The sequence below is a fragment of the Rhodovulum sp. 12E13 genome, from assembly GCF_003340565.1.
Classification (GTDB): Bacteria; Pseudomonadota; Alphaproteobacteria; order Rhodobacterales; family Rhodobacteraceae; genus HLUCCA09.
The window spans coordinates 131,922-146,103 of record NZ_QPLK01000010.1 but is presented as its reverse complement, the minus strand read 5'-3'; the positions used below and the strand labels follow the sequence as shown (position 1 = coordinate 146,103).

13 protein-coding genes and 2 pseudogenes are annotated in these 14,182 nt (G+C 70.9%); 8 read left to right on the top strand and 7 right to left on the bottom strand.

What is annotated here, in order from left to right:
* Positions 1-125: 125 nt before the first annotated feature.
* The gene (locus DLJ49_RS11130; protein ID WP_158547450.1) at positions 126-686 is read left to right on the top strand and encodes a transposase; all 561 of its coding nucleotides are present in this window, start codon (positions 126-128) and stop codon (positions 684-686) included.
* Between the two features lie 192 nt (positions 687-878).
* Positions 879-1,097 (top strand): annotated as a pseudogene (locus DLJ49_RS22435) (transposase); the annotation flags it as partial.
* Positions 1,098-1,414: 317 nt separating this feature from the next.
* Here DLJ49_RS22435 and DLJ49_RS11120 read toward each other — a convergent pair.
* Complete coding sequence (locus DLJ49_RS11120) at positions 1,415-2,314, bottom strand: Crp/Fnr family transcriptional regulator (RefSeq protein ID WP_158547449.1); 900 nt, start codon at positions 2,312-2,314, stop codon at positions 1,415-1,417.
* Positions 2,315-2,939: 625 nt separating this feature from the next.
* On the opposite strand from DLJ49_RS11120, the gene DLJ49_RS11115 reads away from it, so the two are divergent.
* Complete coding sequence (locus DLJ49_RS11115) at positions 2,940-3,716, top strand: Crp/Fnr family transcriptional regulator (RefSeq protein ID WP_115393623.1); 777 nt, start codon at positions 2,940-2,942, stop codon at positions 3,714-3,716.
* A gap of 157 nt (positions 3,717-3,873) precedes the next feature.
* Here DLJ49_RS11115 and DLJ49_RS11110 read toward each other — a convergent pair whose 3' ends face one another.
* Complete coding sequence (locus DLJ49_RS11110) at positions 3,874-5,178, bottom strand: hypothetical protein (protein WP_147277298.1); 1,305 nt, start codon at positions 5,176-5,178, stop codon at positions 3,874-3,876.
* A 358-nt stretch (positions 5,179-5,536) separates the two neighbouring features.
* Here DLJ49_RS11110 and DLJ49_RS11105 point away from each other — a divergent pair.
* A pseudogene (locus DLJ49_RS11105) lies at positions 5,537-6,433 on the top strand (MFS transporter); the annotation flags it as partial.
* Positions 6,434-6,978: 545 nt separating this feature from the next.
* Here DLJ49_RS11105 and preA read toward each other — a convergent pair.
* Complete coding sequence (gene preA, locus DLJ49_RS11100; RefSeq protein WP_115393621.1) at positions 6,979-8,286, bottom strand: NAD-dependent dihydropyrimidine dehydrogenase subunit PreA; 1,308 nt, start codon at positions 8,284-8,286, stop codon at positions 6,979-6,981.
* Positions 8,287-8,299: 13 nt separating this feature from the next.
* Entirely contained in the window at positions 8,300-9,655 is a 1,356-nt protein-coding gene (locus DLJ49_RS11095) for an NAD(P)-dependent oxidoreductase (RefSeq protein ID WP_115393620.1), read from the bottom strand.
* 217 nt (positions 9,656-9,872) lie between these two features.
* Here DLJ49_RS11095 and accB point away from each other — a divergent pair, with 217 nt between their 5' ends.
* Genes accB through aat form a run of 3 tightly spaced genes read left to right on the top strand, consistent with a single transcriptional unit; the run spans position 9,873 to position 12,383 of the window.
* Positions 9,873-10,370, top strand: coding sequence for an acetyl-CoA carboxylase biotin carboxyl carrier protein (gene accB, locus DLJ49_RS11090; protein ID WP_115393619.1), 498 nt, complete (start codon positions 9,873-9,875; stop codon positions 10,368-10,370).
* A 2-nt stretch (positions 10,371-10,372) separates the two neighbouring features.
* Positions 10,373-11,722, top strand: coding sequence for an acetyl-CoA carboxylase biotin carboxylase subunit (gene accC, locus DLJ49_RS11085; RefSeq protein WP_115393618.1), 1,350 nt, complete (start codon positions 10,373-10,375; stop codon positions 11,720-11,722).
* A 19-nt stretch (positions 11,723-11,741) separates the two neighbouring features.
* A complete protein-coding gene (aat, locus tag DLJ49_RS11080) occupies positions 11,742-12,383 on the top strand; it encodes a leucyl/phenylalanyl-tRNA--protein transferase (protein WP_115393617.1) in 642 nt (213 codons plus the stop codon).
* Here aat and DLJ49_RS11075 read toward each other — a convergent pair.
* From DLJ49_RS11075 to DLJ49_RS11065, 3 genes are read right to left on the bottom strand one after another with little or no spacing between them, the layout of a single operon-like run.
* Positions 12,347-12,715: a DUF2155 domain-containing protein gene (locus DLJ49_RS11075; protein WP_115393616.1), complete on the bottom strand. Its 369-nt coding sequence runs from the start codon at positions 12,713-12,715 to the stop codon at positions 12,347-12,349. The two genes, aat and DLJ49_RS11075, sit on opposite strands and share 37 nt — an antisense overlap.
* 5 nt (positions 12,716-12,720) lie before the next feature.
* Positions 12,721-13,173: an outer membrane lipid asymmetry maintenance protein MlaD gene (locus DLJ49_RS11070; RefSeq protein WP_115393615.1), complete on the bottom strand. Its 453-nt coding sequence runs from the start codon at positions 13,171-13,173 to the stop codon at positions 12,721-12,723.
* Between the two features lie 13 nt (positions 13,174-13,186).
* Positions 13,187-13,570 carry an NADH:ubiquinone oxidoreductase subunit NDUFA12 gene (locus tag DLJ49_RS11065; protein ID WP_115393614.1) on the bottom strand — a complete coding sequence of 128 codons (384 nt, stop codon included), beginning with the start codon at positions 13,568-13,570 and terminating at the stop codon, positions 13,187-13,189.
* A 148-nt stretch (positions 13,571-13,718) separates the two neighbouring features.
* Between DLJ49_RS11065 and DLJ49_RS11060 the strand changes: the two genes are divergently transcribed.
* Positions 13,719-14,126: a (R)-mandelonitrile lyase gene (locus tag DLJ49_RS11060; RefSeq protein WP_115393613.1), complete on the top strand. Its 408-nt coding sequence runs from the start codon at positions 13,719-13,721 to the stop codon at positions 14,124-14,126.
* Positions 14,127-14,182: the final 56 nt, after the last annotated feature.

The window sequence follows — 14,182 nt, the reverse complement described above, 5'->3', positions numbered from 1 at the left end:
GCAGTCACCGGGCCGATTCCGGGGATCGTGCATAGCCGGCGCAGCTCCTCGTCCGTCTTCGAAGCTGCTTCCAGGTCGGCTGCGAGCTTCTCGATCACCTCGGTGAGGTTCCCGATCTGCTCGAGGTGGCCAAGGGCATCCGTAACGTCGATCGGCTGCTCGAGGCGGCAAAGGACCTGCCCGCCGCGGCACGGCCGGCCATCGACCTTCTCGCCGAGCAGCCGCAGGAGACGCAGGAGACGCAGGAGACGCAGGAGACGCAGGAGACGCAGGAGACGCAGGAGACGCAGGAGACGCAGGAGACGCAGGAGACGCAGGAGACGCAGGAGACGCAGGAGAAGATCGACGCGGTGACCGCACGGATCAAGGCGGCCCAGAAGACCGACCCGCTCGCCCGGCGCCTGGCGACGATCCCGGGCCTTGGCGCCATCACGGCGAGCGCGATCGCCGCGTCACGCCGCAGGCGTGCCTCCGGCACGACGCCTGAGGTCGACAACTTCCGCACGGCCCGCGATTACGCCGCCTGGCTCGGGCTCACGCCGCAACCCCACTCGAGCGGCGGCAAGGAGCAGTTGGGCCGGATCTCGAAGGCCGGCAACCGGTATCTCCGGCGGCCACTCTATCTCGGCGCGATGGCGCAGATCAGCGCACGGCGGTGCCGCCGACCCGGCGACGACTGGCTCTAACGCATGCTGGAGAAAAAGCCCGTGAAGGTCGTCCCGCCGCCAATGCTGCTCGAACCATTGGCGCGATCATTGGCGGCCGCTGGCGAACCGCATGGCGCGGGTCGTCTGGGCTCTGATCCGAAGCGGCGAAAGCTACCGGGCCAACCCGGCCTGACAGAGGACACGCCGGGCGCTCCCGGCCGGCACCGAGACGGTGAGGTCGACTGCATCTCGAAGCGCAAGGCGCGGGTCCGCTACGAGTTCGGCTGTAAGGTCTCGGTCGCGACCACGCACGGGGAGGGCTTCGTCGTGGGCATGCGCGCGATGGCCGGCAACCCCTAAGACGGCCATACCCTGCGCGAGGCGCTCGAGCAGGTGGAGATCCTCACCGACACCCGCCTCCGCCGCGCCTTCGTCGACCGCGGCTACCGCGTGCGCAACCGTGACACCGCGCTCGGCATCCCTGTCACGGAGCCCATGGGATAAGTGCGCCTTGGGAAAGGGGACGTCCGGCCTTCCCCCTCCTTGCGCGAGAAAGCCGCCGCACTCGACCCGTTCGGTCGCCGGCCGCACGGCGCCCTCGCCGCAGGCGGGCATCAGCGCCTGCATGCGACGCGACAGCGGCCCGCGCCAGGCCCGGGCGCCGAACTCGTCGAACAGCCGGTCGATCTCGTGTCGCAGCGACAGAAAGGATGGCCACGCCTCGCCCGCGCCCGCACCGGCGTCCGACGGGGCTTCGCGGCGAGCCCTCAGGGGCGCGTGGCGTCGAGGCCACGGACACCGGAAGCGCACGCATTGACGGCCATCATCCGCCGGGCCGGAGACTGCGACGCGACGCGGTCCGGCGCCGCCGGGAGCGGGCCCGCCGCGGCGGCGCGGCGCACGGGCGGATCGACGCCGGCGAGCGCCGCCAGCCGCTGCAGGTCGGGGATGCGGAAGCGGTAGGGCGAGAGGCTGCAGACCAGCCCGCGCTCGCCGAGGTCGCGCAAGGTCCGGCTGATCGTCTCGACGGCGGTGTTCGTCAGGTCGGCCCAGTCGCGCCGGTCGATCTCCATCGTGACGACGACACTGCCGTCCGGCATCGGCTCGGTCGGCATGATCCCGGTCGCCCAGACGAGGAAGGCGGCGATGCGCTCCCGGCTGGTGAGGGTGCCGTTGCGCCACAACGTGCCGAGAAGGCGGCGGTGCATCTCGTCGGCCTCCCGAACGAGCAGGCCGAGAACGGAGATGGACCCCTCCAGGCTCCACCCGAGGCGACGGGTGTCGTGGACGCACATCTCGACCTCCGTGGCCGCTTCGAGGTCACAGGGCGAGGTCGTGCCCGGCACCCCGCCCAAGATGTCGCCCGGCAGGGCGAGATCCAGCAGGATCCGCTTGCCGTCCATGCGCATCGTCGTGCGGCGGGCATAGCCGCGCCGGACGACGGCGAGAAAGCCCGCCGCCTCGCCCGCGGCGAGGATCTGCCTGCCCCGGCCGGTCGTCCGGAGCGCGGGCGGAGGGGTCCCCGTCGGGGCACTCGCGCGAATGGCGCGGCACAGATCGGCGCCGCGCAGCGTGCAGCCACGGCAACGGGCCGCCGGGGTGCCCTCTCCCGGGACGGGCGACAGGTGCCGCGTCTTGCGGTGTCGTGCTGCTGGTGCAGGCATCATCGCCCTCGCTCCTTTCGACTTGCGTCCGAGGCGGCGCCCCGCGGCCCCGCCTTGGACAGGTGGACAGCTCTCGCGTCCCGCTCGGGACAGACGCTGTTGACGAGCGGGGCGGGCAGCTCTGCGCGCGGGCCGAACGGCCATTTCGGAGCAAGGACAGCGCGGCACGTCGGGCGGCGGCTGCGGAGACGTGCCTCGCGGACGGGGCGCGAACCGCGCGCGGCGACCTGCATGCCCCGCGGGACCGGATCCGATCCCGGCCCCATCGCCCTGCCGCATCCGGTTGCGTCCGAGACGAACGGCCGTCCGGCCCTTTCGGAGAGGTGGTGGCGCAGGTACAGCGGCGTCGCCCCGCTCGCGCGGTCGACCCAACTCTCGCGGCGGCCTCCCCGGCCCCCAAGATCGCGCGCAGGAACCGCAATGGCCACAGGGGCCCACGTCGTCTCACGAGCCATGCCCCCCTCCCAGGACAGACCTGCACTGTCATCTCGCCCGAACCGGTCGGAGGGATCATTGACAGCTGTCAACGAAATCGTGGCGGACATGCACCGGTCATGTTATCATATCTCTATGTGAAGGGCAGAGGCGCGTCATGTGCTCGCACGAACAGCGGCCCCAAGGGGCAGACATGACGTCGGGCGTCGGCCAGACCTCGCATCGCTGTCACGCCGGCTCGTCCGCCCTGTCCGACGTGAAGGCGGAGACACGCGCCGCGCTCGCGGCGATGTGCCGGCCGCGCCGCCTCGGCGCGGGCCAGACGGCCATCCACGAGGGCGAGACCAGCGACTATGTCGGCTGCGTCCTGTCAGGCATCCTGCGATTGCAGAAGACGCTGGCGGACGGGCGGCAGCACATCGTGGGCCTGCTCTTCGAGGGCGACATGTTCGGGCGGGTCTTCGACGGGGCCAGCGACTTCTCGGTGGAGGCCGCCACCGACGCAGAGGTCTGCGCCTTTCCGCGGCGGCGCTTCGAGGAGCTGCTGTCGCACGCGCCCGATCTCGACCGGGCCTTGCTCATGAACATCCTTACCGAGCTCGACCGCGCCCGCGACTGGATGGTCCTGCTGTCGAATCGCAAGATCTCGAGCCGTCTCGCGGGCTTTCTCGTCCTTCTGTGTTCGCGCTTCGCGTCGGTCGACCGGCTTGTCGAGCTGCGGCCGGACGGGTTCGAGATCAGGGTCCCGATCAGCCGCACCGACCTCGCCCACCTGCTGGGCACGCGGACGGAATCGATCTCGCGCGCCTTCCACTGGCTCGAGGACGAAGGGGACATCGAGATCCTCGGCCCCGACCGCGTGCTGGTGCGCGACGTCTCGGCACTGGCGAGCCGCACCGGCGACGGCGAGACCGATGCAATCGCCAGCCTCAAGGCCGTGCTGGCCTCGCGGCGGCAGGCGAGCGGCTGAGACCGTAACGCCCGGCGCATCGGCCGGCGAAGCCGACGGCACGGCCAGCCCTCCTGTTGGCCCGAGCCGTGGCGACTCCACGACGGCGACCACGGCGCGGGGCCGCGCGCACCGGCGGCGACTGGCGTCTCGCCTGCGCGGCCGGCAGGGGCGCCGGTCACCCGCCGGCGATGCGCCGGCGCATGACGTCGATCTCGTCGGCGAAACCGGCGACGGCCGGGCGCATCCTCTCCAGATCGGCCTGACGCGCCCGGTCGAGAAAGGTCGCCGCCTCGTCCAGCAAGAGGTTGGCCTCGTGCAGCTTGCCGTGGGCCTCGTGCGTCTCGGCCTGCGAGAAGCGCGTGCGCGACCGTTGCAGCCACAGCTCGGCGTTGAGCCGCACGACGGAGCGCCGGGCGAAGGAGGCGGCCTCGAACGCCTGGAAAATGCGCTCGAAATTGCCCTCCACGGGAAACCTGGTCTCGTCCATGTCGAGGTCGCGGGCCTCCAGCGTGGGGCAGGCCCGCACGAGGGCCGCGTTGCCTTCGGCGAAGTTGGCCTGGAAGCGGCGCGCGGCGTCGCGCGACAGGCTGATCGGCATCTCGACCGGCAGATCGTCGATGTAGATGTCGTGGTTCCAGTTGCGGTGCCCGTCGGCGTCCCACTTGGTCAGGTCGAGGGCGCAGGTGAGCATCGCGGCGCGATAATCGACCTTCTCGTTCATCCGCGGCTGCGCCTGGAAGGCGTCCTTGTCCACGGCCAGGATCTCGCACAGGCGTTCGATCACGTCGGGATTGCGATCGAACGCCAGGAACTCGACCCGCGCGAAATGCGCCGTCCATCGCTGCCACATGGCGTGATAGTCGAAATAGGGCCGGTTCAGCCGGACGAACACGTCGAGAAGGTCCGGGCGGAGCGCCCCTTCCCTTGCGGCAACCGACAGGCGGCTGACCGCGAGGTCGATCTGCGGGCGGATGAAGGCCACCACCGTCACCTCGTCGAAGAGGGGCGCGAGAAGGCCCTTCAGGCGGCCGACCTCGTCGGTGGTGATCATGCGCGAATGCAGGTGTTCGCTCGAGATCACGAAGGTCGAGCAGCCCCGGGCGCGCGCCGCGGCGACTTCCTCGGCGAGCCGGCGCGCGAGCCCTTCGCGGAAGCGGGCCAGATCCGCGGGGCTGCGCAGGCCCAGTTCCCAGAAGCCGTCGTCGGGTTCGCTCATGTCCTTCGGATAGACGGCGATGCCGCGATGATCCGGGCGGCCCTGCGCGTCGGCATACCAGATGCCGTGCTCCCTGAGCGCGGCGGCGTTCACGACGCACCAGTATTGCAGGCTGGTCGATCCGGTCTTTTCCGTACCGATGTGGAGCAGGAGGCGCAGCCGGCCGCCGCGGCGCCGACCGAGCCCGGTTGCCGCGGCCCTGCCGCCGAGCGCCCGGACGAGGCGCCCGAAGGCGTCGCGCGGAGACGGGAGAGCACGGGGCACGCCCCTGCCGTTCCGCCCCGCGTCGACCGTCGCGGGCGGCCCGGCCCCTTGATCGTCTCTGCCGGGCGCCATCGCCGACCTCTGCCGTGTCCGATCGCATCGGGATATGCCATCCTTTCGGGGTCGATCAAGCGGGCCACCGCGACGCCACCGCCGCATGGCCCCGTCGACAGGGCCGGTCGGCCCCCATTGCCCGGCGCACGACCGGTCCGTCCGCCGGGTCGGCCCTGGTCGAGCCGATGCCGGCCGCGTCTCCAGCCGCCACTACGTCGAGCGCCGTGCCCGCCCCTCCCGCGACACATTGGAAGACGCAAGGGGCGACCTGTTCACGCCCCTCCGCGGGCGATAGACCGGCCCCATGACGCGCCAGCTTCTGCCCATCTCCGCCCTGCTTCTGGGCTCGGCCCTGCTCCTCTTCGCGGGCGGCCTGCACGGCCTCCTGCTGCCGGTGCGCGGGGGGGCCGAGGGGTTCTCCGCATTGTCGCTCGGCCTGCTCGGCACCGGCTGGGCGATCGGCTACGTGGCGGGATGCGTGACGATGGCGAGCGTGGTGGCCCGGGTCGGGCACATCCGCGCCTTCGGGGTCATGGCGGCCCTCGCGGCCGTCTCGATCCTCGGCGCGCTGCTGATCGTCGAGGCCTGGGCGTGGATCGCGCTCAGGGCGCTCTCGGGCTTCTGCTTCGCCGGCGCCGCCATGATCGTCGAAAGCTGGCTGTCCGAGCGCAGCGAGCCGCAGACGCGAGGCCGCATTTTCGGCGTCTACACGATGGTCAACCTCGTCGCCTCGACGGCCGGCCAGCTCGTCCTGCCCTTCGGCGACCCGCTGGGCTACGCCTTCTTCGTCGTCGCGGCGATCGGCTATTGCCTCGCGCTGGTGCCCACGGCGCTGTCGAACACGGCGACGCCCGCGCCGCTGGTCAGCGTCCGGCTCGATCTGGGGGCGTTGTGGCGCAACTCGCCCGTCGCGGTGGTGGCGGTGTTCCTCGTGGGCATCTCGAACGGCTCGTTCGGCACGCTCGCGCCCGTCTACGCCGAGCGGACGGGCCTCGAGCTGACGGCGATCGCCATCTTCGCGGCCATGCCGGTGCTGGCGGGCGCGGCGGCCCAGATCCCGGTGGGCGCGGTGTCGGACAATGTCGACCGGCGGCTGGTGCTGATCGGCCTGTCTCTCGTCGCGCTGGTGGCCGACGCGGCGTTCCTCGTCCTCGCACCCGAGGGACGGGCGGCGAACCTCGCGCTGGCGGCCCTGTTCGGGGCGGCGATTTTCTCGATGTATCCGGTGATCCTCGCCCATGCCAACGACCACGCCGCGCCCGGCACCTTCATCCAGGTGTCGGGGGGGGCTGCTGATGGTCTTCGGCCTCGGCAGCATCGTCGGCCCGCTCGTCGCGGGCGTGGCGATGACCGGGCGCGCGCCGTCGCTCCTCTTCGCGATCACGGCGGCAGCGCATGTGGGCATCGCGTTCTTCGCCTTGTGGCGGATGCGCCGTCGCGCCGAGGTTCCGCAGGAAGAGAAGGCGGATTTCGTTGCCAGCCCGCCGGCGCGGATCGCCACGCCCGAGACGGCGGTGCTGGCCGCGACCGAGGCCGAGGCAGAGGCGACGCTGGCCCCCGAGGCAGACGACGGCGCGCCGGAGGCAGTGTCGGACCCGGCCACCCGGCCTTCGGGGACGGACTGAGCCGCGCCGGCCACAGCCGCAGGCACAATCGACGCGCGTGCGGCCCATCTCTCCGCCGCGGGAGGCTCTTGCGATCCGGGCTCCCACGGTGGGCCTCGAACCGCTGTGCCCCCGGGGGGGCCTACTCCGCCGCCTTGAGCGCGCCCGGGTTGTTGGGGTGGGTCGTCCAGTCGCCGTGCTCGGCCGGCACCACCTGCCCCGTGCGCGGGTCGATCGCGCCGGCCGCGAGGCGCTCCATCGTGATGCAGTCCTCCACCGGGCAGACGTCGACGCACAGGTTGCAGGCCACGCATTCGGCGTCGATCACCATGAACACGCGGTCGGGCGACATGGCGATGGCCTGGTGGGAGGTGTCCTCGCAGGCGGCATAGCAGCGGCCGCACTTGATGCAGCTGTCCTGGTCGATGCGCGCCTTGGTGACGTAGTTGAGATTCAGGTGCTGCCAGTCGGTGACATTGGGCACCGCGCGGCCCGAGACGGCCGAAACCGAGGCGTAGCCCTTCTCGTCCATCCAGTTGGACAGGCCCGCCGCCATCTCCTGCACCACCTTGAAACCGTAGGTCATGGCCGCCGTGCAGACCTGCACGTTGCCCGCGCCCAGCGCGAGGAACTCGGCCGCGTCGCGCCAGGTGGTCACGCCGCCGATGCCCGAGATCGGCAGGCCTGCCGTCTCGGGGTCGCGGGCGATCTCGGCCACCATGTTGAGCGCCAGGGGCTTGACCGCCGGGCCGCAATAGCCGCCATGGGTGCCCTTGCCGTCGATCATCGGCTCGGGGCACATGTTGTCGAGATCGACCGACGTGATCGAATTGACCGTGTTGATGAGGCTCACCGCGTCGGCGCCCCCTGCCCTGGCCGCGCGGGCGGGGTAGCGGATGTCGGTGATGTTGGGCGTCAGCTTGACGATCACCGGCATCCGGGTGTTCTGCTTGCACCAGCGGGTGACCATCTCGATGTAGTCGGGCACCTGCCCCACGGCCGAGCCCATGCCGCGCTCGCTCATCCCGTGCGGGCAGCCGAAGTTCAGCTCCACCCCGTCGGCCCCGGTCTCTTCCACCAGCGGCAGGATCGCCTTCCACGCCTGCTCCTCGCAGGGCACCATCAGCGAGACCACCATGGCGCGATCGGGCCAGTCGCGCTTGACCGCCTTGATCTCGCGCAGGTTCACCTCGAGCGGGCGGTCGGTGATCAGCTCTATGTTGTTGAGCCCCAGCACCCGCCGGTCGGCGCCGTAGACGACGCCGTAGCGCGGGCCGTTGACGTTGACGATGGGCGGGCCGGCCTCGCCCAGCGTCTTCCACACCACGCCGCCCCAACCCGCCTCGAAGGCGCGGCGCACGTTGTATTCCTTGTCCGTCGGCGGCGCCGAGGCCAGCCAGAACGGGTTGGGGGACTTGATCCCCACGAACTCGGTCGTCAGGTCTGCCATCGCGTGTCTCCCCTCACTCGGCTGCCAGCTGTGCGGCGCCCACAAGCGTCGCGTGGATGTCCTCCGCCGCGTCGCGGCCTTCCGCCACCGCCGTCACCGTCAGGTCGTCGCCGCCGGTGGCGCAGTCGCCGCCGGCCCAGACGCCAAGCCGCGTGGTGCGCCCCGGGCCGGTCACGGCGATCTTGCCGGCCTCGATGTGGACGTCTTCCGGCGCGCCGGCGAGGTGCTGGCCGATCGCCTTGAACACCTGGTCGGCCTTGAGGCGGAAGGTCTCGCCCGTGGGCGTCAGCCCGTCCGGCCCCTCCTCGGTATAGGCGAACTCGACCGCCTCGAGGTGATCGCCGCCGATGATCCGCAGCGGCGCGGCGCCGGTCACGATGCGCACGCCCTTGGAGGCCGCGTGATCCTGCTCGTGGGTCGAGGCCGACATGCGGTCCTGCCCGCGGCGGTAGACGATGGTCACGTTCTCGGCGCCGAGCAGCTTCGACTGCACCGCCGCGTCGACCGCGGTCATGCCGCCGCCGATCACCACCACGTCGCGCCCCACGGCGACGGTCGACAGGTCGCCCGCCTGCCGCAGCCCGGCGATGAAATCGACCGCGTCCTGCACGTGGTGATGCTCCTCGCCCTCCGAGCGGAGCGCGTTCACCCCGGCGAGCCCGAGGCCGAGGAAGACCGCGTCGTATTCTGCCTCGAGCGCCGCGAGCGACAATTCGCGGCCCAGCCGCTGGCCGGTGCGCAGCTCGATCCCGCCGATCTGCAGGAGCCAGTTGACCTCGGCCTCGGCGAAATTGTCGACCGTCTTGTAGGCGGCGATCCCGTATTCGTTGAGCCCGCCCGCCTTCTCGCGGGCATCCATCAGCACCACGTCGTGGCCTTTCATGGCCAGCCGGTGCGCGCAGGCGAGGCCGGCGGGGCCGGCGCCAACGACGGCGATGCGCTTGCCCGTGGGCGCGGCCCGCTCGAACGGGTGGACGCCGCGCTGCATCAGCGTGTCGGTCGCGTAGCGCTGCAGCCGCCCGATCTCGACCGGCTTGCCCTCGGCCGCCTCGCGCACGCAGGCCTCCTCGCAGAGCACCTCGGTCGGGCAGACGCGGGCGCACATGCCGCCGAGGATGTTCTGGTCGAAGATCGTCTTCGCCGCGCCCTCGGGCTGACCCGTCTGGATCTGGCGGATGAAGAGGGGGATGTCGATCGCCGTCGGACAGGCCGTGATGCAGGGCGCGTCGTGGCAGAAATAGCAGCGATCGGCGGCGACCATCGCCTCGTGCGCGTCGAGGGGCGGCTCCACGTCGGCGAAGTTGCGCGCGTAGGCCTCCCGCGGCAGGCGCGCGGGCGCGATTCCGGGTGTGCGGGGGGAATTCGTCATGCGCTGGCGCTCCGTGGCTGGCTCTCGAGCCGAAACGCTGCCACGGAACCTGAATTTGACCAAATGGAAAATTCTCGGGCGATGCCCGCGCCTCCGGTTTGTGCCCAGCCCTAGGGCAGCCCGCCCGAAAGGCGGGCGCAGCGCGTGCGCGCGCCGCCTTCCCCTCGCGCGGGGCATGGGCTAGAGGGAGCGGCGACGCAGCGAGCAGAGGGGCGGCATGAGCGACGACGACAGGCAGGATCGGGACGTGGCCTTCATCCGGGCGCTCGCGGAGCTTTTGCGCGAGAACGATCTCACGGAGCTGCAGGTCAAGCGCGAGGACGCCGAGGAGGGAAGCCTCAACGTCCGGGTCTCGCGCCAGCCCCTCGCCCCGCCGCCCCCCGCGCCTCCGCCCGCGAGCCCTGCCGCCGCACCGACGACCGCGGCGAGCCCCCCCGAGGCAGCCGCGCCCGAGGTCGAGGTGGAAGACCCCGCGCTGCTGCCCGGTGCCGTCACCTCGCCCATGGTCGGCACCGTCTACCTTGCGCCCGAGCCCGGGGCGGCTGCCTTCGTCTCGGTCGGCGACCAGGTGGCCGAGGGGCAGACGCTGCTGATCGTCGAGGCGATGAAGACGATGAATCAGATCCCCGCCCCCCGCGCGGGCCGCGTCGGCCGCATCCTCGTCGAGAACGGCGCGCCGGTGGAGTTCGGGGCGCCGCTCATGGTCATCGACTGACAATGTTCGACAAGATCCTCATCGCCAATCGCGGCGAGATCGCGCTCCGCGTCATCCGCGCCTGCCGCGAGATGGGCATCCGCTCGGTCGCCGTGCATTCCACCGCCGACGCCGATGCGATGCATGTGCGCCTCGCGGACGAGGCGGTGTGCATCGGCCCGGCCCCGGCCTCGCAGAGCTACCTGTCGGTGCCGGCGATCATCTCGGCCTGCGAGATCACCGGGGCCGAGGCGATCCACCCGGGCTACGGGTTCCTCAGCGAGAACGCCGCCTTCGTGCAGGTGGTCGAGGATCACGGCCTGACCTTCATCGGCCCGTCGGCCGAGCACATCCGCACGATGGGCGACAAGATCACCGCGAAGGAGACGATGGAGGCGCTGGGCGTGCCCTGCGTGCCCGGCTCGCAGGGGGGCGTCGCCTCGCTGGACGAGGCGCGCCAGGTGGCCGCGGAGATCGGCTATCCGGTACTGATCAAGGCGACGGCGGGCGGCGGCGGGCGCGGCATGAAACTCGCCCGCACCGAAAGCGATCTCGCCCATGCCTGGTCGACCGCGCGCGCCGAGGCCAAGGCCGCCTTCGGCAACGACGAGGTGTATCTCGAGAAGTATCTCGGCCAGCCGCGCCACATCGAGATCCAGGTCTTCGGCGACGGGCGCGGCGGCGCGGTGCATCTGGGCGAGCGCGACTGCTCGCTGCAGCGCCGCCACCAGAAGGTCTGGGAGGAGGCGCCGGGACCGGCCATCGACGCGGCCACCCGCGCCGAGATCGGCCGCACCTGCGCCGAGGCGGTCGGGCGGATCGGCTATCGGGGCGCCGGCACGATCGAGTTTCTCTACGAGAACGGCGAGTTCTACTTCATCGAGATGAACACGCGCCTGCAGGTCGAGCACCCGGTGACCGAGGCGATCTTCGGCGTCGATCTCGTGCGCGAGCAGATCCGCGTGGCGCAGGGGCAGGCGCTGTCGTTCGCCCAGGACGAGCTTTTGCTCAACGGCCACGCCATCGAGGTTCGGATCAACGCCGAGAAGCTGCCGACCTTTTCGCCGTCGCCCGGCCGGGTGGGCACCTACCACGCGCCCGGCGGCCTTGGGGTGCGGATGGATTCGGCGCTCTATTCCGGCTACGTCATTCCGCCCTATTACGACAGTCTGATCGGCAAGCTGATCGTGCACGGGCGCGACCGGGCCGAGGCGCTGGCACGGCTCCGCCGGGCGCTTGTCGAGCTGGTGGTCGAGGGGGTGGACACGACGGTGCCGCTCTTCCACGCTCTGCTGGACGAGCCAGACATCCACGCCGGCGCCTACGACATCCACTGGCTCGAGGGCTGGCTGGAGGACATGGCTGCGGCCTGAACCCTCTGCAGACGGGGCCATGGACGAGCCGCTGACGCCGGAAACCCTGCTGCGCGCCTATGCGATCGGCATCTTCCCGATGGCAGAGGACCGCGCCTCCGACCGCATCTTCTGGGTCGATCCCCGCAGGCGGGGCATCCTCCCCTTGGACAATTTCCACATTTCCCGCTCGCTCCGGCGCAAGATACGCCGCGAGGATTACACGATTCGAACCGACAGCGCGTTTTCGCAGGTTGTTGCGGGCTGTGCCGACCGCCCCGAGACCTGGATCAACGATCAGATCACCGAGCTCTATTCCGCGCTCCACCAGGCCGGCTTCGCCCACTCGCTTGAGGTCTGGCAGGAAGGCGAGCTCGCTGGCGGCGTCTATGGCGTGACGCTCGGCGCGGCGTTCTTCGGCGAGAGCATGTTCTCGCGCCGCACCGACGCCTCGAAGGTGGCGCTGGCCTACCTCGTCGACCGCTTGTCGCTGGGGGGCTTCACCCTCTTCGACACGCAATTCGTCACCGACCATCTCAAGAGCCTGGGGGCGGTCGAGGTCACCCGCGGTGAATATCACCGCCGACTGATCGCCGCGCTGGACCGCGCGGCCGATTTCGATGCTGCCGGCTCCCCCCCCTCGCCTCAGGAGCTCTTGCAGCGCAGCACCCAGATGTCGTAGCGCGGGTGGTCCATTGCATGGAGCGCGGGCGACGAGGCCAGCATCCAGCCCGAGAAGGCGGGCTCGGTCATCGCGGGGTCTCGGATCTCGAGCCAGGCATAGGCCTCGGAGGCGGGATCGTCTGTGGGATAGCGGCAATCGCCCAGAACGATGGAGAGACGTCCGTAGCGCCGCGGCTCGCCGCGGACGAGTTCGAGATCGGTGGTCTGGCCCGATATCTTGTCGAGCGCCCGCACGACGGCGACGGAGGCCGACGACACCCGCTCCTGCGCGGGCGAGGGCGCAGGCGCGCAGAGAGCCACGACCAGCGCGGCGGACAAGAGCGAGCGCATGCGCGTCAGTCTCCCGCGGCGGCAGAGATGATGTCGGCCATCAGCCCGAGCAGATCCTGTGCGCCGCGCGTGTCGAGGATCTCGGCGCCCGGGGCAAGCGCGAAGGGCGACTCTCCCGGCACCACCTCGACGAAGGTGCCGCCGAGCAGCCCTTGAGATGCGATTGCGGCCGAGCTGTCCTCGGGGATCACGACGCCTGCGTCGATGGCGAAGGTGATGTCGGCGCGGAACGTCTCGGTATCGAGCGCCAGCCCCGTGACCGTGCCGACGCGGATGCCGGCCAGGCGCACGTCGGTACCAGGGGCAACGCCCTCGGCCGAGCCAAAGCTGGCCGAGAGCGGGTAGGTCGGAGCGCCGCCCCACGCCCAGCCGGTGGTCTGTACGGCATACACGAGAAAGCCGCCCGCGACGGCCAGCGTCAGGGCGCCGACGGCGACCTCTGCGGGGCTCTCGGCCATGGTGACTGCTCCCTCATTCCGGTGTCCAGGCCTCGTAATCCTTGGTCTCCACCGGATCGGCGCGGCGGATCGACCCCGGAGGCGCGTAGGCCGCAAGCGTGCCGGTCATGTTCTCGCGGTGCGGCTTTTCCCATGCTCTGTGCTTCACCGGGCGCTCGGTCGGGGGGGCATCCCAGGTGTGGTGGAGCCAGCCATGCCAGTCGGGCGTCACGCGGCTCGCCTCGGTCTCGCCATTGTAGATCACCCAGCGCTTCTTGCCGTCGCGGGACTGGTAGAAGACGTTACCCTGCTCATCCTCGCCGACCTTCACGCCGTGGCGGGCGGTGAAGATCTGGGTGCCGATGGTCTGGCCGTTCCACCAGGTGACGGCGCGGGCGAGCGTGTCGAGCAATCCCATGGGTGGCTCCTGCTTGGCGTGTGACCCGCATATGGACGAGGACCGACGCAAGGTCCAGAGACAGGCCGACGCGGCGCGCGATGTCCGCGTTGCGCATGTCGGGCGGTTCCCTATGGTGCGGACATCTTCACCATCCGCGGAGGCCGACATGGAGCACTTTCCCGCCGCCGAGCGCCCTGCGCGTCCGGCCAACCCGGACTGGTTCACGGGGTCCGTGTCGATGGTCGCGCTGATCGAGGCGCCCGCCCCCGCGCGGCTGCGCGCCGTATCGGTGACGTTTCAGCCCGGCGCGCGCACCAACTGGCACACCCACCCCCTGGGCCAGACGATCTACTGTGTTTCGGGCCGCGGCCGCGCCCAGCGGGAGGGCGGCGCAGTCGTCGAGTTCGGCCCCGGCGATGTCATCTTCTTCGCCCCGGGCGAGCGCCACTGGCACGGCGCCGCCCCCGACAGCGAGATGTGTCACGTCGCGATGCAGGAGGCCGACGAGACCGGCCGCCACGTCGACTGGGCCGAGCCGGTCGCCGACGCCGATTACCGGGGAACGCAGGCCTAGCCGCCGTTCGAGGCCGCGCGACAAAAGCCTTCGTAAAGGCTTTTGCAAATCCCTTC

Excerpts from the sequence above, each read along its gene's own strand:
- preA (WP_115393621.1), bottom strand. The coding sequence starts at position 8,286 with ATGGCAGACCTGACGACCGAGTTCGTGGGGATCAAGTCCCCCAACCCG.
- DLJ49_RS11065 (WP_115393614.1), bottom strand. The coding sequence starts at position 13,570 with ATGGGATTGCTCGACACGCTCGCCCGCGCCGTCACCTGGTGGAACGGC.
- aat (WP_115393617.1), top strand. The coding sequence starts at position 11,742 with ATGGACGAGCCGCTGACGCCGGAAACCCTGCTGCGCGCCTATGCGATC.
- accB (WP_115393619.1), top strand. The coding sequence starts at position 9,873 with ATGAGCGACGACGACAGGCAGGATCGGGACGTGGCCTTCATCCGGGCG.
- DLJ49_RS11120 (WP_158547449.1), bottom strand. The coding sequence starts at position 2,314 with ATGATGCCTGCACCAGCAGCACGACACCGCAAGACGCGGCACCTGTCG.
- DLJ49_RS11095 (WP_115393620.1), bottom strand. The coding sequence starts at position 9,655 with ATGACGAATTCCCCCCGCACACCCGGAATCGCGCCCGCGCGCCTGCCG.
- DLJ49_RS11060 (WP_115393613.1), top strand. The coding sequence starts at position 13,719 with ATGGAGCACTTTCCCGCCGCCGAGCGCCCTGCGCGTCCGGCCAACCCG.
- DLJ49_RS11075 (WP_115393616.1), bottom strand. The coding sequence starts at position 12,715 with ATGCGCTCGCTCTTGTCCGCCGCGCTGGTCGTGGCTCTCTGCGCGCCT.
- DLJ49_RS11115 (WP_115393623.1), top strand. The coding sequence starts at position 2,940 with ATGACGTCGGGCGTCGGCCAGACCTCGCATCGCTGTCACGCCGGCTCG.
- accC (WP_115393618.1), top strand. The coding sequence starts at position 10,373 with ATGTTCGACAAGATCCTCATCGCCAATCGCGGCGAGATCGCGCTCCGC.
- DLJ49_RS11070 (WP_115393615.1), bottom strand. The coding sequence starts at position 13,173 with ATGGCCGAGAGCCCCGCAGAGGTCGCCGTCGGCGCCCTGACGCTGGCC.